Source organism: Streptomyces sp. NPDC001933 (genome assembly GCF_042890955.1).
Classification (GTDB): domain Bacteria; phylum Actinomycetota; class Actinomycetes; order Streptomycetales; family Streptomycetaceae; genus Streptomyces.
Map to the genome: position 1 here is coordinate 177,925 of NZ_JBIASS010000011.1, position 23,828 is coordinate 201,752.

The following is a 23,828-nucleotide window of genomic DNA, read 5'->3' on the forward strand; positions in this document are numbered from 1 at the left end:
TCCCCACCTCGGCCGAACCCGCTGCGCCGAACTTACCCATTCGTACGGTCGTGGCAAGTCCGAGGGCATCCAATGTCTACCCGTGAGTAACTGCCCCTGCTTTGATGGGCGGCACCATCTTCCGCCCCCTCCCCCCACATGAGGAGATCCTGTGCCGAATCCCGCGATCCGCCGCATCTCCGGCGCGACTCTGGCCGCCGCGCTCGCCGCGGCGACGCTGGCCGCCAACGCACCACAGGCATCGGCGGCCGAGACTCCGTCGCTGCGCGTCCTCACGTACAACGCGTTCATCTTCAGCAAAACCCTGTACCCGAACTGGGGCCAGGACCACCGTGCCGCGGAGATACCGAAGACGTCGTTCTTCCAGGGCAATGACGTCGTCGTGCTGCAGGAGGCCTTCGACAACTCCGCCTCCGACGCCCTGCTGCGCAACGCGTCCGCCCAGTACCCGTACCAGACCCCCGTGGTGGGCCGGAGCAAGAGCGGCTGGGACGCGACCAGCGGGGCGTACTCGGTGGTGACTCCGGAGGACGGGGGTGTCACCGTGCTGAGCAAGTGGCCCGTCGTCCGCAAGGAGCAGCACATCTACAAGGACGCCTGCGGCAGCGACAGCTGGTCCAACAAGGGGTTCGCCTACGTCGAGCTGAACGTCGGCGGTACACGGGTCCATGTCGTGGGAACCCACGCGCAGTCGACCGACCCCGGCTGCAAGGCGGGTGAGGCCGCCGCCAAGCGCAGCCTGCAGTTCAAGCAGATCGACGCCTTCCTGGACGCCAAGAACATTCCGGCCTCCGAACAGGTCGTCGTGGCGGGGGACTTCAACGTCGACTCGCACTCCTCCGAGTACGCCTCGATGCTCACCGACGCGGGACTCACCGCGGCCGCCGCCCGCACCGGGCACCCGTACTCCTTCGACACCCAGGACAACTCGATCGCCGCCGACCGCTACCCCGACGACCCCCGCGAGGACCTCGACCACGTGCTGCACCGCGCCGGGCACGCGAAGCCGTCCGGGTGGACGAACGAGGTGGTCAAGGAGAAGAGCGCGCCCTGGACCGTGTCCAGCTGGGGCACGAGCTACACGTACACCAATCTCTCCGACCACTACCCGGTGGTCGCGTCGGTGCGGTAGCGGTACCGGCAGCGCGCGTTCAGGAGCGAGCCGGCTCCCGGCCGCGGTGCGGACTCCCCGCACCGCGGTGGTCCGGCTCGCGCAATCCGGCGCCATGAATGGTCTCTTCGTGGTCATCTACGATCGTTCGCGTGTGCGCAAACGTCATGGTCGCCGAAGACGACGAGAAGCAGGCCGAACTCGTACGCCGCTACCTCGAACACGAGGGTCACACCGTCACGGTCGTCGGTGACGGCCTCGCGGCGCTCGCCGAGGTCCGGCACCGGGAGCCCGATCTGCTGGTGCTCGATGTGATGATGCCGCGGGCCGACGGTCTGGACGTGATACGTGTGCTGCGCGCCGAGCACCGGGAGCTGCCGGTGCTGATGCTGACGGCCCGCAGCACCGAGGACGACCTGCTGCTGGGGCTGGATCTCGGTGCGGACGACTACATGACCAAGCCGTACAGCCCGCGTGAACTGATGGCCCGGGTACGGACCCTGCTGCGGCGCAGCCGACGGGGCGCGGAGGGCGCCGGGCCCGCCGCGGACCAGGCGCTGAAAGTCGGTGCGCTCGTCGTCGATCCGGACCGGCACGAGGTGTCCGTGGAGGGCCGGCCGGTCGACTGCACACCCGGTGAGTTCCGGATCCTCGCCGCCATGGCGACCGAGCCCGACCGGGTCTTCACCCGGCAGCGGCTCCTGGAGGAGCTGCACGGCTTCGACCGGTACATCAGCTTCCGCACGGTCGACGTGCACATCATGAACCTGCGCAAGAAGATCGAACCCGCACCGCGCCGGCCCGCCCGGCTGCTCACCGTCTTCGGTGTCGGCTACAAGCTGACGGACCCGGCGAGGAATGCTTCGCGTGCCTCGTGACCGGCGGCGGACCCGGCCGCCGCTCCGCAAGAGCCTGTTCGGCCGGCTGCTGGCGGTGTCCGCGCTGGTGGCCGCCTGTTCGGTGGCCGCCACGGCCTGGATCGCCGTACAGACCACCTCCGGCGCCATCAGACAGGAGCAGGGCCAGAACCTCACAGCCGACGCCCGGATCTACGACAGCCTGCTCGGTTACGCGGCGGGCCATCCCACCTGGGAGGGCGTCGACAGCACGGTGCGCGAACTGGCGCGGCAGTCCGGCCGGCGGATCGCGCTCACCACCGAGCAGCGCCGCCCGCTGGCCGATTCCGCCTCCCGGTCGTCACCGCCCGCGCTGCCGCCCCAGGCGTCGGCGATCGTCGACCCGCTGTCCGTGGACACGGCCCTCTCCCGGACGGCCGACCGGACGGGTGGCCCGGCCGACCGGGTCGACCCACGTGCGGTCGGCCCGTTCCGGTTGCCCACCGCCGAACGTACGGCGTTGCAGCGCGCCGCCGAACGGAACGCGGAGTGCCTGAGCCGGGTCGGGATCGCTGCGGATGTCGTCCGCGGCCCGAGCGGACGCCCGCGCGTGCAGGTCGTGGGCAACGACCCGGACCGCGTTCAGGACACCCGGTGCGCGTCCGAGGACCTGGACGCCCCGACCACGACCGAGCGGAAGGCCCTGGCCACCCTCGATGAACTCGCCGACGCCTGCCTGAAGCGCCAGAACCGCACGGGCATACAGCTCAACCTGGACCTGTCCTGGGGCGACGGCTCCGTACCGAGGGCCGCGGATGTCCCGGCCGCGGTTCCCGTCCCCGTGCCGAGCGTCCGGACCGGCGAGGACGACCGTGCCGCCGCCTCGTGCGTGGACACGGCCCGCCGGGAACAGCTCGGTTCCTATGTCGCCTCGCCCGCGCTGCTGTTCATCGGCGACGAGGGCGGCACGACCGTTCCCGGCTTCGACCTCTCCCCCGCCAACACCGCGAAGATCGCGGGCGCCGCGGCTCTCGTCCTGGCGCTCACCGTCGGAGCGACGGTGCTCGCCGGATCCCGGCTCGTACGGCCGCTGCACGCACTGACGGGCGCGGCGCAGCGGATGCGGGACGGGGAGGACTCCGCGCCCGTGCAGGTCACCGACGACAGCGAGATCGGCCGGCTCGCCGCGGCCTTCAATGACATGGCCGACCACCGCGCGCGTCTGGAGGCGCAGCGCAAGGACATGGTCAGCGATGTCGCCCACGAACTGCGGACCCCACTGAGCAACATCCGGGGCTGGCTGGAGGCGGCCCAGGACGGCCTGGCGGAGCCCGACCCGGCGTTCATCGCCTCGCTGCACACGGAGGCCGTGCAACTCCAGCACATCATCGACGACCTCCAGGACCTCGCCGCGGCGGACGCGGGCGCGTTGCGTCTGCACCCCGAACCGGTACGCATCGAGGACGTGCTCGCACAGGTGGCCGCGGCACACCAGGCACGGGCCGAGACGGCGGGGGTCGCGCTCACGGCGCTCCCGGCGATGGCCGACGCCCCCTCCCCCGCGTTGTTGGCCGACCCGGTCCGGCTGCGCCAGGCCATCGGCAACCTGGTCGCCAACGCAGTGCGGCACACCCCGTCGGGCGGACGTGTGACGGTGCGCGCGTACGGGGCGTCGTCCGCGACGGCGCCGGGTGGGGAAGTCGTGGTCGAGGTCGCGGACACCGGCAGCGGCATCTCGGCCGAGCACCTGCCACACGTCTTCGACCGCTTCTGGCGCGCCGAGAAGTCACGCAGCCGCCGCACCGGGGGCAGCGGGCTGGGACTGGCGATCGTACGGAAACTGGTGGAGGCACACGGGGGTTCGGCGAGCGCGGCGAGCGTCGAAGGACAGGGTTCGGTGTTCACACTCCGCCTGCCGACGGATGCGGCGGAAGCAGCGGGAACAGCGGGAACAGCAGAAACCGCGGGCACCACGAGGCCGGACGACGGGGGTCGGTACGGCCCGGACCAGGTCTGATGCGATGACCACAGCGTTCTGACAGCTTCTTCATAACTTCACGCCAGCCTGTCGGCATGCCTCGCGCCCGGTGCGATCCAGACGCCGCGGACCAGCCACGGCGACAGGACGCCGGGCGCCGTCGAGGCCGAACTGGAATGGAGTCATCCCCATGCCCAACCGTCTGTCCCTGCGCACCGCCGTCCTCGCCGCCGTCGCGGCGGGCGCGGTGCTCGTCCCGTCCGCCGCGGCGTTCGCCGACGCCGCGCCCTCGCCGTCGGCTCCGTCCGTCGAGCGGTCGGCCGCGGCGGCCGCTGCCGACAAGTCCGGCAGCGCGCCCGCCGAGAGGGCGCAGCCGTCCGCGGTGCCGCGTGGTGGTGTGGCCGCCGGCGACCGCCCCGCTCCCGCCGTGGCCAGGGAAGGAAAGGGCGGCGCCGAGGCTTCGCCCGTGCCCGCGCCGCGCGGTGGTGTCGCCGCGGGTGAGCGAACGGTCGGAACCTCGACCTCGGGCGACAGCACCGCCACGATCGCCGGCTCGGCCGCCGCCGCGCTTCTCCTCGCCGGAGCGGGAACCGTCGTACTGCGCCGCCGCTCGGCCGCACAGCGCAACGGCTGACCGACCGACCGCCCTTCACTTCGTGGCGCCGTCCGTTCCCGGGCGGCGCCACTGCCCATCTGCGTCCGGCCCTGGAGCCCTCATGCCCCGTACCTCACCCTCATCCTCGCCCTCGCTCCGACGCGCTCTGCTTCCGGTGTTCGCCTGCCTCCTTCTCGCCGGTTGCTCCGCCGAGGCCGTGGACGACTCGTCCACCGCCGCACCCGGCACCGCCGCGAGCACCGCCTCCGACGCCCCGAAGCAGACCGGTACGAAGGGGGTGGGCAAGCCCGACGGTCCTCACTCCTCCACAGCCGTCCCCGTCAGCGTCAGCATCCCGTCGCTCGGCATCCACAGCGAGCTGATGCGCCTCGGCCTCAACGGGGACGGCACCGTCGAAGTGCCGCCGGCCGAGAAGGGCATGACCGCCGGCTGGTACACCGGCGGCGCCACCCCCGGCGAGCCGGGTGCCGCGGTCATCATCGGACACAACGACACCCGCTACGGGAAGGCCGTGTTCCACGATCTGAAGGAGATCGACAAGGGGGCGGACATAGCCGTCCGCAACGACCGCGGCGCGGAACTCCACTTCCGGGTCACCGGCACCGAGACCGTGAGCAAGAAGGCGTTCCCGACCGAGAAGGTCTACGGTGCCACCGGCACACGCACCCTGCGCCTCATCACCTGCGACGGCGCCTTCGACGCCCAGGGCCACCCGGTGGACAACCTCATCGTCTACGCGAACCGGAGCTGACGGCGGGCGACCAGGACCCTTGCCCGGGACTTTTCAGCGCCAGGGCCGCCAACGCCTCCGGGGCGCCCTCCGGGCCGCGGATGCCCGGGAAGGCGTTGATGTCGACGACCACGGGCGCCCCCTCCCGGTCCAGCAGGTCGACACCGTAGACGTCCAGGCCGAAGACGTCTCCCGCGCGCAGGGCGAGCCGGGTCCAGCTCCGCGGCAGGTCGCGTATCAGCGGGGCGGGTCGCGCGCCGTCCGGCGGTGCGCCCACCGCCGCGGGGCGCACCCCGGCGAACACCTCTCCCGCGATCACCCACAGTTTGTGGTCCCAGCCGCTGTTCGCGATGAACTCCTGCAGCACGACGGGCTCGTCGGACCACTCTGCCGCAAGGGCCCGGAGTCCGGCCGGTCCGTCCACGCGGGCGACCAGGTCCGCGCGGCGGCTGTGGCGGCTCTTGACCATGAGCGGATAGCCGCTCTCCGCAGGCTCCGGTCCGTGGAGGGCTTCGGACAGCGCGTTCAGTGTCCATGTGCGGGGCATCGGCAGACCGGCCCCTTCCGCCACGGTGGCGATCCGGCTCCTGTCCTGGCACAGCTCCGTCGCGGCAGCGGAGTTCACCACCCGGGCGCCGAGCCCTTCGAGGAGACGGGCCAGCGCGAGTGCCCGGCGGGTATGGGCCTTCAGGAGGTAGACGTCGGCGAGATCGTCCGGGGCCACCGGTTGCGACGGCGATCCCGGTACGGCGTCCGGGTTCAGGAACGTCACGTGGTGCTTCGCCCCGGTCAGCGCGGCGGCGGCCGCGACGAGCAGCGGATGGTCCGGCTTGTCGGTCAGCACACAGACCCTCATATCCGCGCGCCTTCCGGTACGGCGGCCACCAAGTCCGCTTCGGGGCCGACGGTGGGGTGCGGACGGTGCCGTCCGTGGGAGATCTCCGGCTGCACGGGAACGCGCGGGGCGGGGGCGATGGCGCCCCTCCGGTCCGTGCCGCCGGTCCTGGCCAGCTCCAGAACGGCACCGGCCAAACGGGATGCGGCGTCCGGGACCTGGCGGAAACTCGGGAAGTCGTTGATGTCGACGATCACGGGGCCGTCCGGGCCGAGCACCACGTCGATGCCGTAGAGATCGAGGCCGAAGACCGCTCCCACCTTCGCCGCCGCCTCGGCCACTTCGGCGGGCAGCGGGACGGCTCTCTCGTCGACCGGCGCATCCGGGTGGAGCGGGGAGCGGCGCACGGTCGCGTGGAACTCGCCCGCGAGACAGTAGACCTTGAGGTCGGAGCCCGCATTGGACACGTAGGGCTGCGCGATGAGCTGCCCATCGTCCGCCTGCTCCGCGTCCGCCAGCCGCCCCGGCTCCGCCACGAGCCGTACTCCGCGCCCCGAGCTGCCGTCCGCGGGCTTGACCACCAGGGGGAAGAGTTCCTCGGGCACGTCCGCGAAGAGTGTGGCCCTCGGTGCCGAATAGGTCACCGGGACCGGCAGCCCGTGCTGCCGGGCGATGACCGAGGCGAGGACCTTGTCACGTACCGCGCGGATCGACCGCGCGTCGTTCACCGTGGTCAGTCCCACCGCCGCCGCGGCCTCCAGCAGGGTGAGCCCGGGGCCGCCGGACACGGTCTTGAGTACCCAGGCGTCGTGGGTCCCCGCCCGCACCTCCTCGGATATCCGCAGGAGTGAGCCGCCGGGGCGCACCACGTCCACCTGGTGTCCCCACGACGTCAGTTGCCGGACGACGTCGAGCGGCATGCCGTCATGCCGGTACAGCTCTTCGACGAGGAAGCAGAGCTTCATCCCAAAACCCCTCGGTGCCCCATGGCTGATGGGGGCACAACGGTGCCTCGCGGTGCTCCTTCGAACACCGCCAAAAGGGCAACGCTACGTCACGTCCGCCCCAAGGCAACCTCGGCCGTGGGTTACTGATGGTGTGTTCCTTCGCGGTGTGTCCCTGTCATTCGCCGCGTGTCCCTGTCAGAAGAAGACCCCGCACCGAAGGAGCACGTTCGCGTACGGCCGCGCCTCCCCCGTCCGTACCACCAGCCGGGCTCCAGCCGAGATTGCCTTGAGCCCGTCGTGGGGTACGTGGACGAGTCCCGGGAGGCGATCGTCCAGGAGACGCGCGGCCTCCGGGTTGGCCTCCATGACCTCGTGGGCTGCCGTCGCTCCCTCCACCACGAGCTCGTCCAGCAGGCCGTCGAGCACCTGGGCGAACGACGGGACGCCGGCCCGGAAGGCCAGGTCGACGACGCGGGGGCCGGCCGGGATGGGCATGCCCACGTCGCAGATCAGCACTCCGTCGCCGTGGCCCAGTTCGGCCAGGGCCCCCGCGAGGTGCCGGTTGAGAATTCCTGCTCTCTTCACGGGGCCGGGACCTCCTGCGCGGTCGGGAAGGACGCCTGCGCGCCCTGCCTGGTGACGGCCGCCGCCCCCACCCTCACGGCGAACGCGGCGGCCTGAGCGAGTTCCTCGCCGAGGCCGAGCCGCCAGGCCAGGGCTGCCGTGAAGGCGTCGCCCGCCCCGGTCGTGTCCACGGCTTCGACCCTGAGGCTCGGCACGGTCACGACCTCGCCCGTGCGGCCGTCCGCGACGAGCGCCCCCGCCGCCCCCAGCGTGACCACGGCCGACTGCGGGCCGCGACCCAGCAGTGCGCGCGCCCACTCCTCGGGCGTGCTGCCTGCGTCGTCGCCCAGCATGCAGCGCGCCTCGTGCTCGTTGACCACCAGGGGGTCGCAGGCGGCCAGCACATGATCGGGCAGCGGCGCGGGCGGGGACGGGTTCAGCACCAGCCGGGTACCGGCCGACATCGCGGCGGCCACCTCGGCGACCGTCTCCAGCGGGATCTCCAGCTGTACGGAGACGACCCGGGCGGCAGCGAACAGCGGGCCTGCCGCCCGGATGTCCTGCGGGGTGAGGCGGGCGTTGGCCCCCGGCGACACCACGATGCTGTTGTCACCCGAGGGGTCCACGGTGATCAGCGCGACCCCGGTGGGGGCCCCGCCCACGAGGACGCCGGCGGTCTCGACGCCCGCCGCCTCCTGCGACTCCAGCAGCAGTCGGCCGTGCGCGTCGTCCCCCACCCGGGCCAGCAGCGCCGTGCGGGCTCCGAGGCGGGCGGCGGCGACCGCCTGGTTCCCGCCCTTGCCGCCCGGGTGGACGGCCAGATCGGAGCCGAGCACGGTCTCACCGGCGGCGGGGCGCCGTTCGACGCCGACGACCAGGTCGGCATTGGCGGAGCCCACGACCAGCAGGTCGTACCGGTCGTGATCGTTGACGTGCATTGTTCCTGCTTTCCGAGGTCGGACGCTGCGCGAGGGGGCGCGGTTCAGGAGAAATCGGCGACGTTGTTCTTGGTGACGACCTTGACCGGCACCTTCACCATGCTGTCGACCTTCTTGCCCTCAGCGGCCTTCACCGCGTTCTGCACGGCGATCCGGCCCAGTTCCTTCGGCTGCTGGGCCACGGACGCGTACAGCGTGCCCGCACCGACCGCCTTCAGGCCGTCGGGAGTTCCGTCGAATCCGATGACGGAGACCGATTTGCCCGCCTTGCTGCCGAGCGCCCTGACCGCACCGAGCGCCATCTCGTCGTTCTCGGCGAAGACACCGGTGATCCCGGGGTGGGACTGGAGCAGGTTGGTCATGACGTCCAGCCCCTTCGTGCGGTCGAAGTCCGCCGGCTGCTTGGCCACGACCTTGATGCCCGGATACGCCTTGAGCCCCTCGGCGAAGCCCGCGCCGCGCTCACGGCTGGCCGAGGTACCGGCCGTCCCCTGCAGCACGACGATGCTGCCCTTGCCGCCGAGCCGGTCGGCCAGCGCCTTGGCGGCGAGCCTGCCACCGGCGACGTTGTCGGATGCCACGAGCGTCGCGGTCCGTGCCTTGTTGACCCCTCGGTCGGCGGCGACCACCGGGATGTCCGCCTTGTTGGCGCCCCGGACGGCGGGGCCCGCCGCATCCGAGTCCACCGGATTGACGATGATCGACTTCACGCCCGAACTCGTGAAGTTCTGGAGCTGGTTGGCCTGCTGCGAGGCGTCGTTCTGCGCATCGGTGACGGTGAGGTCGACCCCGGCCGTCTTCGCCTCCGCCTGCGCGCCCGCCTTCATCTGCACGAAGAAGGGGTTGTTGAGAGTGGAGAGCGACATGCCCACCTTGGTGTTGCCGCCGGAGGAACCGGAGTTGAAGTAGGACACCGCGCCCACGACGACGGCCACGCACAGTGCGGCGATGCCGAACTTGACCGCGCCCGCCCCCTTTCGGCCGGATCCCGGCGAGCCCGGCGCGGCGGACGAACCGCCCGGTGCGACGGCTCCGGATCCGGCCTTGCGGCGGACGGTGTCCAGCAGCACCGCGAGGGCGATGACGACACCGATGACGACCTGCTGCCAGAAGGCCGACACGGAGAGGAGGTTCAGCCCGTTGCGCAGCACGGCGAGGATGAGCGCGCCGATCAGCGTCCCGGACGCCTTCCCGACACCACCGGCCAGGCTGGCGCCGCCGATGACGACCGCGGCGATCGCGTCGAGTTCGTACCCCTGCGCGGCCTGCGGCTGCGCGGAGGTCAGCCGGGACGCGAGAACGATGCCCGCGACGGCGGCGAAGAGCCCGGAGAGTGCGTAGATGGCCAGCTTCTGCCGCTTGACGCGCAGTCCGGAGAGGCGGGCCGCCTCCTCGTTGCCGCCGATCGCGTACATCGAACGGCCGATGTAGGTGCGGGCCAGGATCAGCGCCGCGACCAGTCCCATCACGACCATCACGAGGACGGGGACGGGCAGCCAGCCACCGAGCGTGTCGCCGAGCACGGAGACCGAGCCGGGGAAGTCGATCGGCTTCCCCTGGGAGATGACCAGGGACAGACCTCGCGCGATCGACAGCATCGCCAGGGTCGCGATGAACGGCGGCAGTTTGCCGTACGAGACGAGGGCCCCGTTGACGAAGCCGCAGGCGATGCCGGTGACGACGGCGAGGACGAGCGCCAGCCAGACCGGCAGCCCCTGCGAGGTGGCCGACCAGGCGAGGACCGTCGCGGAGAGCGCGGCCACCGAGCCGACGGACAGATCGATGCCCGCCGAGACGATGACGAAGGTGACACCGAAAGCGAGGATCGCGGTGACGGCGGCCTGTACACCGACGTTCAGCAGGTTCTGCGTGGTCAGGAAGTCGCCGGAGAGCAGCGACATCGCGACCAGGAGTACGACCAGGGCGCTCAGGGCGCCGTTGTCGAGCAGGAGCCGGCGGACGGTGCGCCCTGCGGCGCCACTGGCGCCCGTATCGCTCTTGAGCGTGTCAGTGGCCACGGGGGCTCTCCTCTTCGTTCGCTGCCGGACCGGTCGGGTCGGCCGGCAGGTGTGTCATGGGGGCCGTGCTGACGGCGAGGGCCATCACGGCGTCCTGGGTGGCTTCGTGCGCGGGGAGCTCTCCGGCGATCCGGCCCTGGGACATGACCAGCACCCGGTCGCTCATGCCGAGGACTTCGGGCAGATCGCTGGAGATCATCAGAACCGCGTGGCCCGATGCGGTCAGTTCGTTGATGAGCTGGTAGATCTCGACCTTGGCGCCGACGTCGATGCCGCGGGTCGGCTCGTCGAGGATCAGCACTCTGGTGTCGGCGAGCAGCCACTTGCCGATGACGACCTTCTGCTGGTTGCCGCCGGAGAGCGTACGGACGTGCTGGCCGAGACCCGCCATCCGTACGCCGAGCTGTTCGGCGATCCGGGCGGCGGCCAGGCGCTGCCCCTTGAGGTCGACGAGTCCGGAGCGGCTCGCCGAACGCAGGGTGACCAGGCCGAGGTTCTCCTGCACCGAGGCGTCGAGCACCAGGCCCTGCCCCTTGCGGTCCTCGGGCACGAGGCCGATCCCGGCGCCCATCGCGGCGGTGACATCGTGCTTGGCCAGCCGCTCGCCGAGCACGTCGACGGTGCCGCCGTCGTAGGGGTCGGCGCCGAAGACGGCCCGGGCGACCTCGGTACGGCCCGCGCCGACGAGACCGGCGAGACCGACCACCTCACCGGCCCGCACCTCGAAGCTGATGTCGTGGAAGACACCGTTGCGGGTCAGACCGCGCACCGCGAGCAACGGCTCGCCGGTCTCCGGGCGTTCACGGGGGTACTGCTGGTCGATGCTGCGTCCCACCATCAGCTGTACGAGCTGCGCCTCGGGCGTCGAGGCCGGGACCTGGTCGATGCTCCGGCCGTCGCGCAACACCGTGACCCGGTCGCCGAGCGCCGCGATCTCTTCGAGGTGGTGGGTGATGAAGACGACCCCGACCCCGTCCTCGCGCAGCTGCCGCACGATCCGGAAGAGCTTGTCGACCTCTTCCGAGGTGAGGACCGCGGTCGGCTCGTCCATGATCAGGACACGCGCGTCCAGGCTGAGCGCCTTGGCGATCTCCACCATCTGGAGCCTGGCGATGCCCAGTTCACGGACCTTGGCCTTCGGCGAGACGTGCAGGCCGACCCGGCGCAGCAGCACCTCGGCGTCCGCCTCCATGCGGCGGCGGTCGATCATCCCGAAACGGCGCGGCTGCCGGCCGAGGAAGATGTTCTCGGCGACCGTCAGATCGGGCACCAGGTTGAACTCCTGGTAGATCGTCGCGATGCCGAGCCGTTCGGCGTCCTGCGCGCCGTGGATGCGGACCTCGCGCCCTTGGGCGAAGATCCGCCCGCTGTCCGGGCGGTAGGCACCGGAGAGCATCTTGATGAGGGTGCTCTTGCCCGCTCCGTTCTCGCCGAGCAGGACATGCACCTCGCCGCTGCGCAGGTCGAAGTCGACGCTGTCCAGCGCGACCACACCGGGGAAGGTCTTGCGTACGCCTTCGATGCGCAGCAACTCGTCCGGCTTGCTCACAAGTTGCTCCTCTGGTCCGAAGCGGGCTCGCCGCACGAACGGCGTACGACGAGGCGGGCGGGGAGGGTGACGGACTGCGGGGACCGGCCCTCGACGAGGTCGACCAGTGCGCGGACGGCGGCGCGGCCGAGTTCGCCGGTCGGCTGGGCGATCGCGGTGATCGGCGGGTCGGTGTGGACGAACCACGGGATGTCGTCGAATGCGGCGAGCCCGATGTCCTGCGGGACACGCAGGCCGGCGGCGCGGATGGCGTCCAGCGCGCCGAGCGCCATCAGGTTGTCGGCGGCGAAGACGATCTCGGGCGGCTCGGGAAGCGCCAGGAAGCGTTCGGTGACGCGCCGGCCGCTGTCCGCCTGGAAGTCGCCCTGGCCGATGTAGACCTCCGGCAGGCCGAGCTGGTGCGCCCGCAGCGCCTCGCGGAAGGCCTCGACGCGCTCGTCGCCCGTGGTGGTGGCCGCGGGGCCGGCGATGATCGCGAGCCTGCGGCGGCCCAGCGCGTACAGATGGGCGACCAGGTCGCGGATCGCGTGGCGGCCGTCGGCGCGTACGACGGGGACGTCGACGCCGGGCATCCAGCGGTCCACGAAGACCATCGGGGTTCCGGCGCGCGCGACGTCCGCCATCAGCGGGGAGTCGCCGTCGGCGGGAGAGACGAGGAGCCCGTCGATCCTTCGGTCGAGGAGCGTACGGACGTGGTGGTCCTGCAGCTCCGGCCGCTCGTCGGCGTTGCCGATGATGACGCTGTAGCCGAGGGCGCGGGCCTCCTCCTCGACGAAGCGGGCCAGCTCGGTGAAGTACGGATTGAGCACATCACTGATGACCAGGCCGAGGGTGCGCGTCTGATCGGTGCGCAGCGAGCGGGCGACGGCGTTGGGCCGGTAGCCGAGGGCGTCGACGGCGGCGAGGACCCGGGTCCGCGCGTCCGGGCTGACGGAGGGATGACTGTTGAGAACACGGGAGACCGTGGCGACAGAGACCCCTGCCTGAGCCGCGACGTCCTTGATGCTCGTCATGTCCGGACCACCTCCTTGTGGTTTCCGTGAGCCTCGAAACCAGCGGGCCGAACCCGTGGAATCGATTACACGGAAGATTGGAAACGATTACATGGCCGAAAACAAGCCCCCACCCGTTGTCCGAGACCGGATCGTGACGAGCGTGACGGAAGCGCGGGCGGCGGAGAGCAGGCTCGCCGAGGAGCCGACGAGGCCCTGGACCCGTTCCAGATCCTCATGGCCACCAGGTTGCTGGGCACGGCGAAGCGGAAGACGGAGCAGGAGCGGCTGTCGACGCTGCCGCAGCTGGAGAAGGCGTCGCGCACGGGGGGGGCGAAGCCGCCGCACTCATGCGTATGAACCACGGGGGGCGAAGCCGTCTCACTTATGCGCATGAACCACGTGCGCGGACGATGGCGGCGGCGCGTGCGGTCTTCGGTTCTTCGTCCGCGGCGCCCCCGATGACCGACCCATCGGTGATCAAGGGTTCCGACCGCGACCCTGTTCCACCGTTCCGCTCCTGCTCGGCGCCTGGGTCAGCATGCCGTCCATGGTCAGTGCCACGAGCCGGTCCGCCTGCTCGGGGGGCATGTGCTCGCGGGTCCAGGCGGCGGCGTTCATCAGGGCGAAGATGTCGGCACCGGTCACGTCACGTCGGAGGGCGCCGGCCTCTCGCGCGTTGACGATCAACTGGTCGCTGATGTCGGTCATGCGCACGCAGGAGGCATGGAGTTCGGATTCCCGGTCGTCCAGGCCGTCGGCCAACACTGCGGCCAGCCCCTGGTAGGCAGCAGCGTGCTCGACCACCGCGTGAACCCACCGGACGAGCGCTCGTGCGGGTGCGGAGCTGGTGAGCAGTTCCTGTCCGTGCTCGAAGAGGGCCTGGTTGCGTTCACGCAGCAGTGAACCGATCAGGGCGCGGCGGCTGGGGAAATGGCCGTACAGCGTTCCGATCGCGACGCCGGCCCGCCGGGCGACGCTCTCCAGGGACGCGTCCGTCCCGTCCTTGCGAAAGACCGCGTCGGCCTCGGCCAGCAGGCGGTCCTTGTTGCGCCGTGCGTCGGCACGCGGCTTGCGACGCGAGGGCTCGGCCATCTTCTCTCCGCTCCTTGTTTTTTCGAGGCATCCTCATGTTAGCGTTTTCGAGGGCCCCTCAGGTTAGTTGCCCGGGGGCCGCCGCATCCTTGAGGGGGCTCACATGATCTTGGTGACGGGTGCCACCGGCTCCATCGGCAGGTCTTTGGTGCGCCGGTTGCGCCAGGACGGAACGGCGTTCCGGGCACTGGTCCGTGACGAGACCAAGGGGCAGGCGCTGGACTGTGACTTCGTCGTCGGTGACTTCGACGACCCGGACTCGATCGCCGCGGCGATCGTCGGCGCGGACCAGCTGTTCCTCAACAGTCCTGGCGCCCAGCCGCTGGACTGGGAGCAGCCGTTGATCCGCCGGCAGAAGACCGTGATCGACGCGGCACGCAGGGCTGGAGTCACCCATGTGGTGAAGGTGTCGGTCTGGCACGCCCGCCAGGGGGCGAAGCTCTCTCAGGGCGCGCACTGGGAGATCGAGGAGTACCTGAAGGCGTCCGGCCTCGCCTGGTCGCTGCTGCAGCCCGCCGGCTTCATGCAGAACTTCATCGCGCCGGGGGCATTCACCCCTGACGGAAATCTGATCAGCTCCTACGGCAGCACCCCCGTCGCCCACATCGACTGCCACGACATAGCCGCCTGCGCGGCCGTCCTGCTGACAGAACCGCGGGGCGAGGGAGAGACCTTCGTCCTCACCGGCCCCGAGGCCCTCACCGACGCCGAGGTCGCGGACAGGATCTCGTCCGCGCTGGGGCGGGCCGTGGCCCGTGTGGAACTGCCCCCCGACGCTCTGGCCGCCGCCATGGCGTACCAGGGTCTGCCGCGCCGGTTCGCCGAGGATCTCGCCTTCCTGGTCAAGGAGGTCGCCGCCGGATCCCAGGCCACGACCACGACCACGGTCCGCGACATCACGGGCCAACTGCCGCGAACGTTCGACGACTTCCTGGTGGCCCACCTGCAGTCTTTGCGGGCCGTCGCCATTCCATCGGCACCCTGAACAATCCCGGGACCAGTGGTTCCGGACCAGCAAGCTCAGTGTTCGGCTGCCCTGCGGTGGTGTTCCTCGCGGTGGGCGAGTACGTCGGTCATGTGCGTTTCGGCCCAGTCCTTGAGGCCGGCCATGACGTGGTTCAGGGACAGACCGAGGGCGGTCAGTTCGTAGGTGACGGTGACGGGCACGGTGGGCGTGACGGTACGGGTGACCAGGCCATCGACTTCCAGGGAGCGCAGGGTCTGGGTGAGCATCTTCTGGCTGGCGCCCGCGAGCCGGCGGGACAGTTCGGAATAGCGCATCGACCGGGGCCCGTCCTCGTGGTCGACCCCGGGGCGGTGCGGGCCGTCGCTGCCGAGCGCCGCGAGGATCAACGCGACCCACTTGTCGGAGATGCGGTCCAGCAACTGGCGGCTGGGGCAGCCGTCCATGAACGCGTTGTAGCTCGCTTTCGCATCGGCCCGCTGCTGAGCCGCCGTCTGCGTCGACATCGATATCCCCTTCCGTACCTGGCGGCAGCTTACGCACTTTCAAGTGCCTTCTTCCGCCGTGGAATCCACGAAACGAGCATGGAGCACGGAAACGATCACCTCACCGCAGAGGAACAGAACCATGGGCACCGCCACCTTCCGCACCGCCGTCGTCCGCATCCCGAACGGGCCCGATTCGATCGAGGTCATCGAGGTGCCCGTCGTCGATCCCGGCCCCGGCCAGATCCGCGTCGCCATCGCCGCCGCGACGGTCAACCCCACCGATCTCGGCGTCGCGGCGGGCTTCTTCCACTCGATGGGGCTGGTCGATCAGCCCGAGCACACGGGCCTGGGCTGGGAGTTCGCCGGCGTCGTGGACGCGGCCGGGCCGGGCGCCGACCTGGCGGTCGGCACCCGGGTGGCCGGTCTGGTGGTCGGCTTCGACCGCGACTACGGAACCTACGCCGAGCAGATCGTGGTCGCAGCGGCCGACGTCGTCCAGGTCCCCGGTGAGCTGGACCTGTTGGCCGCGGCCACGGTCCCCCTCAACGGGCTGGCCGCTGCGCAGGCCGTCGACCTCCTCGGCGACGCGCCCGCCGGGGCCGCCCGGCTGCTGGTGACCGGCGCCGCGGGGGCGGTCGGAGCGAACGTCGCCGTCCTCGCCCGGGAGCGCGGCTGGCAGGTGACCGGGCTAGCCCGCACCGGCGACGAGGAGTTCGTCCGCGACCTCGGCGCGGACTTCACCACGCACGCCGAGCCGGAATGGGACGCAGCCGTCGACCCGGCCCAGTTGAATGAAGAAGCGCTCAAGCTGGTCCGCGACGGCGGGGCCTACGTCGGGCTGCGGCCAGGCCTCGAACCGCCCGCCGAGCGCGGGATCTCGGTCGCCTCCGTGGTCACCGCTTTCGACAGCGCGCGACTGGCCGACCTCCTCGCCCGCGCCGCCTCGGGCGAACTTTCGGCCCGCGTCCACGCGGTCGTCTCTCTGGACCGGGCCGCCGAAGCCCACCGGGCCACCGCCAAGGGCGGCCTCCGCGGCCGCTACGTCATCTGCCCCTGACCAGCCCGGCCCCGAGTGCGCCGCCGACCGGGCTCACCGGCACCTGCCCGCCGGAAGCCTCCAACGCCAGGGACCGGTCCCTGCTGCGCAGCCGACCGCCGGCCCGGCCACGACATCGGCGGCATCGCCGACACCGGCGAGCTGCAACAGCCCCAGCCATCACGACGCCGGCCGGGACAACGCCGAGGCGCCCGGGGGCAAGAGACGAAGTCTCAGCCCGCTCCCTGCTGTCAGTGATGCGGTTGCGATGCCTCGCGAGGCGATGCGATGCCCGCCGTCGATCCGTTCCGTTCTGCCCCGCCGTACGACACCCTCAGGAGTCCCGCCATGACCATGAAGCGCCTCGCAACCGTCCTCGCCGTCCTCGGCGGCCTGTTCCTCCTCTACACCGGGTTCAGCTTCCTGCTCGCACCGCAGCCGACGGCCGAGGGGTTCGGGCTGCCGACCTGGCCGCAGGACCAGGGGGAGGGCTTCCTGGCGGTCAAGGGCATGCGGGACATCGGCTTCGGCCTGGTGATACTCGCGCTGCTGCCGGCCGGGCAGCGCAAGGCGCTCGGGGTGGCCATGGCGGCCATGGCCGTCGTCCCGGTCGGCGACATGCTGATCGTGCTGAACGCAGGCGGCCCGGCGGCGACCGCGTACGGCGTCCACGGACTGGCTGCGGCGACGGTCGCCGTGACCGCGGGACTGCTGCTGCGCGAGCGGCCGGCAGCCGCCTGAGGTCCGCACGAAAGTGGATCTCGATCCGGGGGGGCGTCGTGCGGGACGGGAATCCTGACCGAGGGTCGACGGGCTGTGCTGGAGCTGTTGTTGCCGGTCGCGCGCAAGCGCGTCCGGCCGACCGCGCGCGCCTGCATCCGCATCGAGAAGGGCCTCCGCCGGGGCGGCAGACCGGTGGCCGCCGCGGCCTGACTACAGCGACGCCCGCACGGCTGCCCCCGCGGAGACGACATCCAGGTCAATCACGACCTCCTCACCCTCCCAGCGGCCACGCTCCGAGATCACAAGGCCGATCAGCGCCAGATCACCAGCCCGGTCCCGCAGCGCGTACTGCTCATGGGTCTCCTCACCGAGATCACCCGACTCGTCACGCTCCCAGGCGTCCACCGCGGCCTCCGCCACAACCCTGGGCAGTCGCACCGTGACACGGCCGACCTGGGCGTCGACATGCTCCCCGATCGCTGCCAGCAACTTCGAGTCTTCCCGATACCGGACGTACACCTCATCCACCACAGGACGAGGCTACTCGGACCGCTGGACCTCTCTCGACCGAATCGACCGGCGAACCCATGCGGTCACAACACAAGCAACAGCTCACCGATACGTCTTCGGCGGACTCGCCTTCCACGCTCGGTCCAGGGAATCGTCCCAAGTGCCGTCCCGGTCGAAACTCGCGGCACGGCAGCCACGGGACATGGGCGCCGCAGCGCTGTGACGCCAGGCAGCGTCCCCGATCCGGGCTATGGCGTGGCCGCAGTGCCGGCAGGCCGTATGACCCACCAACTCATCATTCAGCCGCTCGAATTGCGCGGTGCGGACCGCCACCTCCTCTTTGATGCCCCGCAGTACTTCCTCGGCACTGGACGCCCCCGCCGACCCGATGATGTCGCGCACGAGTGCCGCCGCCTCGATCGCGATGCCGGCCCGCCGTGCGGCATCGACCAGGCTCTGCGCACCATCGCTGTCGGGCGACTTGCGCACCGCCCGTTCCGCCAGTTCAACCGACGGACGGCTCGACACCGCCGACCGGTCATCGCCGGCCTCCTGCTCCGCAACTCCGTCCCTCAGGCGCCTGCGGGCCACTTCGAAGGCCCATGCCTCGGTGGATGCCTTCTTGGAAACGTTGAAGTGAGTGCTGGTGGCCGAGTCCATCACCGTGTGGAACTCCTCCATCAGCGCTCCCCAGTGGTAGCCGCCGGCGAAGTCCTCCGGGCACCAGCCGTAGTGACGCATGAGTTCGTCACGGACCCGGTCGAAATGACGCAGGCTCTTCCGCACCGGTCCGCGCGTCTCGATGTGGAGGCCGACGCGTTCCGCGTTCGCCAGCACCTCCGGGTCCACGCCCTCCCACTTCATATGGCCGTCGCGTTCACAGGCATAGTCGACCCAGGACCAGAACGCCTCGGCGTCCGCGACATCGGGCGCATCGCGGTGATGGCGCGGGCAGAGGAGGGCGAAGTTGCGCACATCGTTGGAACCGCCGAGCGACTCCGGGACTACATGGGCCCTCTCCACCGGCGCCTGCCAGCAGATCAGGCAGATCGGCTCATCGAGACCGAGGTAGTCGGCGATGGCCCGGACCGGGGGTCTGGACCGGCGCCCGTCAGGACTGCTGTCCCGGTTGCGTACGAGCAGCTCTCGGTGGTCGTAGGAGTGTTCACGGTCGGGGTCTCGAATGTTGAGGACGTCAGGGATGTCCTCGCGTTGCGGCTCGGGGTTCCTCAAGCGGTAGAGCGGTGTGGTGATCTCCGAGAGATACGGGCCGAGGAACCCCGGCAGGAACTCGTTGATGATCTCCAGGGCATCGGCGTCATAGTCACCGGCGGCGTTGCGGTGCCCCTGGATGTCGAGGTAGACGTAACGGGGGGCACCGGGGCTTGTCGCTGCGGCCTTCTTGAGGATCGAGAAGAGGCGGGTGGCGCACTTGGTGAAGTCCTCTTCGACCCGCATGTCGTGATACATCGCGATGCCCTTCGGCTTCGCATCGTCTCCCGGCCGCCCAGCAGGGCCTGCGTTCTGCATGGCCTCGGGGCGAGAGGACCGAGCCGCCATCGGCTCCTGCTGGTCATCGCTCATGGGCGCACGCTAGCCGCCGCCTCTGACAGTCGGGGTTCACGGCGACTGCCCCGGGCCCGAACGGCGCACCAGGGCACTCCTGGTCACCCGTCGGTCACTGCTTCGCCGTGCTCGGCGAAGCGACTCCATGCCACAACGCACATGGCCGCGACCTTGCATGCGAGGTTCCAGGTGACGCACCGCACGCACGTCGTGACGGCCGGATCGGCCTGTCACCCCTGGTCCGACCAGGGAGTTCGCTCGGCTGCTGGTCACGCGGCTGGTCGCGCCACAGCCGGAGAAACAGAAAAACCCCAGGTGAACTGGGGTTTCTACTGGTCTACTGGTGTCCGAGGGGGGACTTGAACCCCCACGCCCGATAAAGGGCACTAGCACCTCAAGCTAGCGCGTCTGCCATTCCGCCACCCGGACCAGGTGGTCGGCCTCGGTTTCCCGCGGCGACATGGAAAACAATACCAGGGGTTCAGGGTGGCTCTCACCTGCATTTCCGGTGGTCAGTGCGGTGCGGCGGATCCGGTCGACGTGATCCCGCGGCATCTCACCCACTCCACCCACGATCCGTAGTCACACCCGTACGCATAGTGCAAGGCCGCCCGGTGGTCGCGGCATCAGGAACGGACGACGACGGTCCTCCCCGCCCCCTTGCGAGGAGGACCGTCGTACGCGCGGGTCCTAGCAGCCCTTCCGGCGCAGGGTGTGGAGGTAGGCGGCCGAGCGGCGGGCCGTGGTGAAGGAGTCGACTATCGGCTGGTCGTGCTCCACCTGCCAGTGGTGGTCTCGGCGGCCGCCGTGAGTCCTGGTGACGGCGGAGAGGAACTTCTTGTAATCGATGTCGCCGTCCCCGACGTCCACCATGCGGTAGCCGTCGCGGGCCGCGATGTCGTGCTCGCCGTCCTTGACGTGGAAGAGCGGGTATCGCTCGGGCTGCTTCAGTACGTAGTGCAGCGGGTCGAAGGTGTCGGGGGTGCCGTCGGCCCGCTTGCCGAACCGGAACTGGCCGACGTAGGCCCAGTAGATGTCCATCTCGAGGAAGACGAGCTCGGGATCGGTCTCGGCGAGCAGTACGTCGTAGAGGCGGACGCCGGGCCGGTCGGTGGCGAAGGAGAACTCCTCGGCGTGGTTGTGCTGGTAGAACTTCATGCCGCGCTCCCTGGCCGCGGCGCCGTAGGCGTTGAAGTCGGCGGCGGCGCGCTTCCAGGCATCGACCGTCGATCCGTAGCGGAACGGCCCCGAGGCGGTGCCGACGTGCTTGAGGCCGAGAGCCTGGGCGTCGTCGAGGACCTTGGTGAGGTTCTGCGCGAAGGTGTAGGCATTGGGGTTGTTGTTGTCGTAGTAGCCGACGTGGCTGCCGATGCCCTTGAGCCCGTGGTCACGGGTGAGCTGCTTGAGCTGGGCGAGGGTGATGGCGCCGGCCGAGCCCTGGGTGTAGCCGGCGTACTCGACCTCGTCGTAGCCGTACGCCTCGAGTTCGGCGAAGACCTTGTCGAAGCCGAGGGTCGAGACCTTGTCGCGGAGGGTGTAGAGCTGGATTCCGAGACGGCCGGGCGGCAGCAGGGGGTCGCCCTGGGGCTTGCCCTGGGCGGTGGCGGCCGGGGCGGCGGCGCCGAGGAGGGCGGCTGCGGTGGCTCCGGCTGCCACGCCGAGCATGGAGCGTCGGCTGAGTTTGTGGGCGAGTTCGGCGTCGACGGGGGTGCGGCGGCTCATGGGGGAACTCCTTCTGGGGGGCGGGACGTTGTCAGTGCAGTCCGGCAAGCTCGAGAAGCAAGGACTTCACTTCGGTGGCCCGGACGGGGCCGGTGAACGCATGGGGGGTGGAGCACAGGATGAGCGGACCTTCTTCGTCGCTCTGCGGAAGGCGGCCGTGGCTGCCGCGAATAGGTGAAGGGTCCAGCGGCACGACCGCCATGCGATAGCGCATGCCCAGCTTCTTGCGGGCGACGGCCGTTGCCGCCTTGACCCTGACGTACGGGTCCTGGGGGTCCAGGAAGAGTTCGACCGGGTCGTAGCCGGGTTTGCGATGGATCTCGACGAGCTGGGCGAAGTCGGGCGCGCGGGCGTCGTCGAGCCAGTAGTAGTACGTGAACCAGGCATCCGGCTCCGCGATGGCGACCAGCTCGCCCGAGCGCGGGTGGTCCAGGCCGTGTGCCTTCTTGCCCTCGTCGTCGAGGAGCTGCTCGATGCCCTGGACGTCCCGGAGAGCTTCGCGGGTGGCTTCGAGGTCCTCGGGGCGGCGTACGTAGATGTGGGCGAGCTGGTGGTCTGCGACGGCGAAGGCCCGGGAGGCCATCGGATCCAGGTACTCCATGCCGTCCTGGGTGTGGACCTCCAGGAGGCCGGCGCGGCGCAGGGCCCGGTTGATGTCGACGGGCCGGTCCACGCGGGTGATGCCGTATTCGGAGAGGGCGACGACGGTGCGGCCTTCGCGGCGGGCGTCGTCCAGGAGGGGGGCCATGGCGCGGTCGAGTTCGGCCGCGGCCCGGTAGGAGCGCGGGTCGTCGGGGCCGTAGCGCTGGAGGTCGTAGTCGAGGTGCGGGAGGTAGCACAGGGCCAGATCGGGGTGACGGGTGTCGAGGATGTGCCGGGTCGCGTCGATGATCCACTGCGAGGAGACGAGGTCGGCGCCGGGACCCCAGAAGTGGAAGAGGGGGAATGTGCCGAATTTCTCGGTGAGTTCGTCGTGCAGGGCGGGTGGCCGGGTGTAGCAGTCGGGTTCCTTGCGTCCGTCGGCGTAGTAGACGGGGCGCGGGGTGACGGTGATGTCGGTGTCGGCTCCCATCGCGTACCACCAGCAGATGTTGGCGACGGTGTAGCCGGGGTGGGCACGGCGGGCGGCGTCCCAGAGCTTGTCGCCCGCGACCAGTCCGTTGTGCTGGCGCCAGAGCAGGACGTCGCCGAGCTCGCGGAAGTACCAGCCGTTGGCGACGATGCCGTGTTCGGCGGGGGTGCTGCCGGTGAGGAAGGTGGACTGGGCGGCGCAGGTGACGGCGGGGAGGACGGTGCCGAGGGGGGCACGGGTGCCCGACTGCCCCAGGGCCTTGAGCTGCGGCATGTGGTCGAGGAGCTGCGGGGTGAGGCCGACGACGTCGACGACGAGGAGAGGGGTGGGTGTGACGGTCCCGGCGGGCTGCTCGGCTGTGGTCATGGGAGCTCCTTGAGGCCGAGGTCGACCAGGAGGTCGCGGGCGAGGGTGAGTTCGGCGGCGATGCCGTCGGCGAGCTGGGTGCGGGTACGGGGGCGAAGCGCGGCCGGGAGCGCTTGCCAGGTGTACGTCTCGACCTCCAGGTGCCTGGTGAGAGGGTGTCCGCCGCCCACCAGGCGGGTCAGTGCGGATCGGAGTACGGGAAGGGTGGAGGTGAGCGGTGGTTCGGGTGGTGTGTGCAGGGGGACGTGGAAGTGGGCGCGCCAGGGGGCTCCGTCCGGCAGGGCCCGGCCGGTGACGGCCTCGTCGAGGTCGTCGGTGCCGCGCAGTCCGGCGGCGGTACGGGTGCGGGTCTGGTGCAGGAAGCGGGGTTCGGCGAAGGCGGCGAGTGCGGTGCGTACCTCGGGGAGGTGGGGGTGTTCGGCGTGCAGGGCGGCGGAGAGCTGTGCCTTGGCGATCGGGATGCCCGCCGCGCCGAGCGCGTCGACGGCGGTGTCGGGGTCCTCGAAGGAGGTGGCGAGGTGGCAGGTGTCGATGCAGATGCCGATGCGTGGGTGTCCGACGGCGGTGAGCGGGGCGATGGCGTCGGCGGTGGTCTCGACGGTGCAGCCCGGCTCGGGTTCGAGGCCGATGCGGATGGATTTGCCGGTGAGTTCGGCGAGTGCGTCGAGGCGTTCGCCGAGGGTGGTGAGCGCGGTGTGTGCCGTGCGGGCCGCTTCCGGGTCCGAGGCGAAGGGGGTGCGCCAGGCGATCGGGAGGGTGGAGACGGTTCCTTCGGTGGCGTCGTCCGGGAGCAGGCCGGCCAGGAGCCGGGCGAGGTCGGTGGTGTGGGTGAGCCGCTCCGGGTCCGTCCAGTCCGGCTTGTACACCCGGTACTTGACCTCGTCGGCGCCGAATCCCTCGTACGGGAAGCCGTTGAGGGTGACGACCTCCAGGCCGCGGCGGTCCAGTTCGGCGCGCAGGGACCGCAGCTCGGCCGGGTCGTTGATCAGGGTGCGGGCGGCGTCCCTGGCGAGCCAGAGGCCGATGCCGAGCCGGTCCCGGCCGAGGCGTCTGCGGACGGGTTCGCAGTGGTCGCGCAGTTGGGCGCGGACGCCGTCGAGCGTCTCGGCGGGGTGGACGTTGGTGCAGTACGAGAGGTGGACGATGGAGCCGTCGGGATGGCGGAAGCGCAT

Annotated in this window: 23 protein-coding genes and 1 tRNA gene; 8 read left to right on the top strand and 16 right to left on the bottom strand. The window is 70.6% G+C overall.

The features are described 5' to 3' along the window. Positions 1-151: 151 nt before the first annotated feature. The 5 genes from sph to ACFYY7_RS26035 all read left to right on the top strand — a co-directional run bounded on the left by sph (position 152) and on the right by ACFYY7_RS26035 (position 5,292). Positions 152-1,132 (top strand): sphingomyelin phosphodiesterase, encoded by a 981-nt coding sequence (sph, locus tag ACFYY7_RS26015; protein ID WP_388664985.1) that lies wholly within the window; start codon positions 152-154, stop codon positions 1,130-1,132. A gap of 146 nt (positions 1,133-1,278) precedes the next feature. Next, a complete protein-coding gene (locus ACFYY7_RS26020) occupies positions 1,279-1,989 on the top strand; it encodes a response regulator transcription factor (protein WP_388665232.1) in 711 nt (236 codons plus the stop codon). Then, positions 1,970-3,964, top strand: a complete 1,995-nt coding sequence (locus tag ACFYY7_RS26025) for a sensor histidine kinase (protein ID WP_388664987.1) — start codon at positions 1,970-1,972, stop codon at positions 3,962-3,964. The genes ACFYY7_RS26020 and ACFYY7_RS26025 overlap by 20 nt, the downstream gene beginning before the upstream one ends. Before the next feature lie 151 nt (positions 3,965-4,115). After that, positions 4,116-4,559, top strand: a complete 444-nt coding sequence (locus ACFYY7_RS26030) for a hypothetical protein (protein ID WP_388664989.1) — start codon at positions 4,116-4,118, stop codon at positions 4,557-4,559. Positions 4,560-4,641: 82 nt separating this feature from the next. Continuing rightward, on the top strand, positions 4,642-5,292 hold the full coding sequence (locus ACFYY7_RS26035) for a class F sortase (RefSeq protein ID WP_388664991.1): 651 nt from the start codon (positions 4,642-4,644) through the stop codon (positions 5,290-5,292). Here ACFYY7_RS26035 and ACFYY7_RS26040 read toward each other — a convergent pair. The 8 genes from ACFYY7_RS26040 to ACFYY7_RS26075 all read right to left on the bottom strand — a co-directional run bounded on the left by ACFYY7_RS26040 (position 5,267) and on the right by ACFYY7_RS26075 (position 14,209). Further along, positions 5,267-6,127, bottom strand: coding sequence for a RimK family alpha-L-glutamate ligase (locus ACFYY7_RS26040; RefSeq protein WP_388664993.1), 861 nt, complete (start codon positions 6,125-6,127; stop codon positions 5,267-5,269). The genes ACFYY7_RS26035 and ACFYY7_RS26040 overlap by 26 nt on opposite strands. Further along, positions 6,124-7,071 carry a RimK family alpha-L-glutamate ligase gene (locus ACFYY7_RS26045; RefSeq protein WP_388664995.1) on the bottom strand — a complete coding sequence of 316 codons (948 nt, stop codon included), beginning with the start codon at positions 7,069-7,071 and terminating at the stop codon, positions 6,124-6,126. The genes ACFYY7_RS26040 and ACFYY7_RS26045 overlap by 4 nt, the downstream gene beginning before the upstream one ends. A 177-nt stretch (positions 7,072-7,248) precedes the next feature. Further along, a complete protein-coding gene (gene rbsD / locus ACFYY7_RS26050; RefSeq protein WP_388664997.1) occupies positions 7,249-7,638 on the bottom strand; it encodes a D-ribose pyranase in 390 nt (129 codons plus the stop codon). Beyond that, positions 7,635-8,555, bottom strand: coding sequence for a ribokinase (locus ACFYY7_RS26055; protein WP_388664999.1), 921 nt, complete (start codon positions 8,553-8,555; stop codon positions 7,635-7,637). The genes rbsD and ACFYY7_RS26055 overlap by 4 nt, the downstream gene beginning before the upstream one ends. 44 nt (positions 8,556-8,599) lie before the next feature. Then, the gene (locus ACFYY7_RS26060) at positions 8,600-10,573 is read right to left on the bottom strand and encodes a substrate-binding domain-containing protein (protein WP_388665001.1); all 1,974 of its coding nucleotides are present in this window, start codon (positions 10,571-10,573) and stop codon (positions 8,600-8,602) included. After that, positions 10,563-12,122 carry a sugar ABC transporter ATP-binding protein gene (locus tag ACFYY7_RS26065; RefSeq protein WP_388665003.1) on the bottom strand — a complete coding sequence of 520 codons (1,560 nt, stop codon included), beginning with the start codon at positions 12,120-12,122 and terminating at the stop codon, positions 10,563-10,565. Before ACFYY7_RS26065 ends, ACFYY7_RS26060 begins: the two co-directional genes overlap by 11 nt. Further along, entirely contained in the window at positions 12,119-13,135 is a 1,017-nt protein-coding gene (locus ACFYY7_RS26070) for a LacI family DNA-binding transcriptional regulator (protein WP_388665005.1), read from the bottom strand. Before ACFYY7_RS26070 ends, ACFYY7_RS26065 begins: the two co-directional genes overlap by 4 nt. A 459-nt stretch (positions 13,136-13,594) precedes the next feature. Further along, positions 13,595-14,209, bottom strand: a complete 615-nt coding sequence (locus ACFYY7_RS26075) for a TetR/AcrR family transcriptional regulator (protein WP_388665007.1) — start codon at positions 14,207-14,209, stop codon at positions 13,595-13,597. Positions 14,210-14,312: 103 nt separating this feature from the next. On the opposite strand from ACFYY7_RS26075, the gene ACFYY7_RS26080 reads away from it, so the two are divergent. Then, the gene (locus ACFYY7_RS26080) at positions 14,313-15,194 is read left to right on the top strand and encodes an NmrA family NAD(P)-binding protein (RefSeq protein ID WP_388665009.1); all 882 of its coding nucleotides are present in this window, start codon (positions 14,313-14,315) and stop codon (positions 15,192-15,194) included. A 35-nt stretch (positions 15,195-15,229) separates the two neighbouring features. Here ACFYY7_RS26080 and ACFYY7_RS26085 read toward each other — a convergent pair whose 3' ends face one another. Then, positions 15,230-15,679 (bottom strand): winged helix-turn-helix transcriptional regulator, encoded by a 450-nt coding sequence (locus ACFYY7_RS26085; protein ID WP_388665011.1) that lies wholly within the window; start codon positions 15,677-15,679, stop codon positions 15,230-15,232. A gap of 121 nt (positions 15,680-15,800) precedes the next feature. Between ACFYY7_RS26085 and ACFYY7_RS26090 the strand changes: the two genes are divergently transcribed. Both ACFYY7_RS26090 and ACFYY7_RS26095 read left to right on the top strand, forming a co-directional pair. Next, entirely contained in the window at positions 15,801-16,718 is a 918-nt protein-coding gene (locus ACFYY7_RS26090) for an NADP-dependent oxidoreductase (protein WP_388665013.1), read from the top strand. Positions 16,719-17,045: 327 nt separating this feature from the next. Then, the gene (locus ACFYY7_RS26095; RefSeq protein ID WP_388665015.1) at positions 17,046-17,438 is read left to right on the top strand and encodes a DUF4267 domain-containing protein; all 393 of its coding nucleotides are present in this window, start codon (positions 17,046-17,048) and stop codon (positions 17,436-17,438) included. Positions 17,439-17,630: 192 nt separating this feature from the next. Here the strand turns inward: ACFYY7_RS26095 and ACFYY7_RS26100 are convergent, their stop codons facing one another. From ACFYY7_RS26100 to eboE, 7 genes are all read right to left on the bottom strand, one after another. Further along, the gene (locus ACFYY7_RS26100) at positions 17,631-17,951 is read right to left on the bottom strand and encodes a hypothetical protein (protein WP_388665017.1); all 321 of its coding nucleotides are present in this window, start codon (positions 17,949-17,951) and stop codon (positions 17,631-17,633) included. Positions 17,952-18,032: 81 nt separating this feature from the next. Continuing rightward, the gene (locus ACFYY7_RS26105) at positions 18,033-19,514 is read right to left on the bottom strand and encodes an HNH endonuclease (RefSeq protein WP_388665019.1); all 1,482 of its coding nucleotides are present in this window, start codon (positions 19,512-19,514) and stop codon (positions 18,033-18,035) included. Positions 19,515-19,837: 323 nt separating this feature from the next. Further along, a tRNA-Leu gene (locus tag ACFYY7_RS26110) sits at positions 19,838-19,925 on the bottom strand. After that, positions 19,896-20,060: a hypothetical protein gene (locus tag ACFYY7_RS26115; RefSeq protein ID WP_388665021.1), complete on the bottom strand. Its 165-nt coding sequence runs from the start codon at positions 20,058-20,060 to the stop codon at positions 19,896-19,898. Before ACFYY7_RS26115 ends, ACFYY7_RS26110 begins: the two co-directional genes overlap by 30 nt. Positions 20,061-20,186: 126 nt before the next feature. Next, on the bottom strand, positions 20,187-21,218 hold the full coding sequence (locus tag ACFYY7_RS26120) for a sugar phosphate isomerase/epimerase family protein (protein WP_388665023.1): 1,032 nt from the start codon (positions 21,216-21,218) through the stop codon (positions 20,187-20,189). 31 nt (positions 21,219-21,249) lie between these two features. Continuing rightward, positions 21,250-22,656 carry an alkaline phosphatase family protein gene (locus ACFYY7_RS26125; RefSeq protein WP_388665025.1) on the bottom strand — a complete coding sequence of 469 codons (1,407 nt, stop codon included), beginning with the start codon at positions 22,654-22,656 and terminating at the stop codon, positions 21,250-21,252. Beyond that, positions 22,653-23,828 (bottom strand): metabolite traffic protein EboE, encoded by a 1,176-nt coding sequence (eboE, locus tag ACFYY7_RS26130; RefSeq protein WP_388665027.1) that lies wholly within the window; start codon positions 23,826-23,828, stop codon positions 22,653-22,655. The genes ACFYY7_RS26125 and eboE overlap by 4 nt, the downstream gene beginning before the upstream one ends.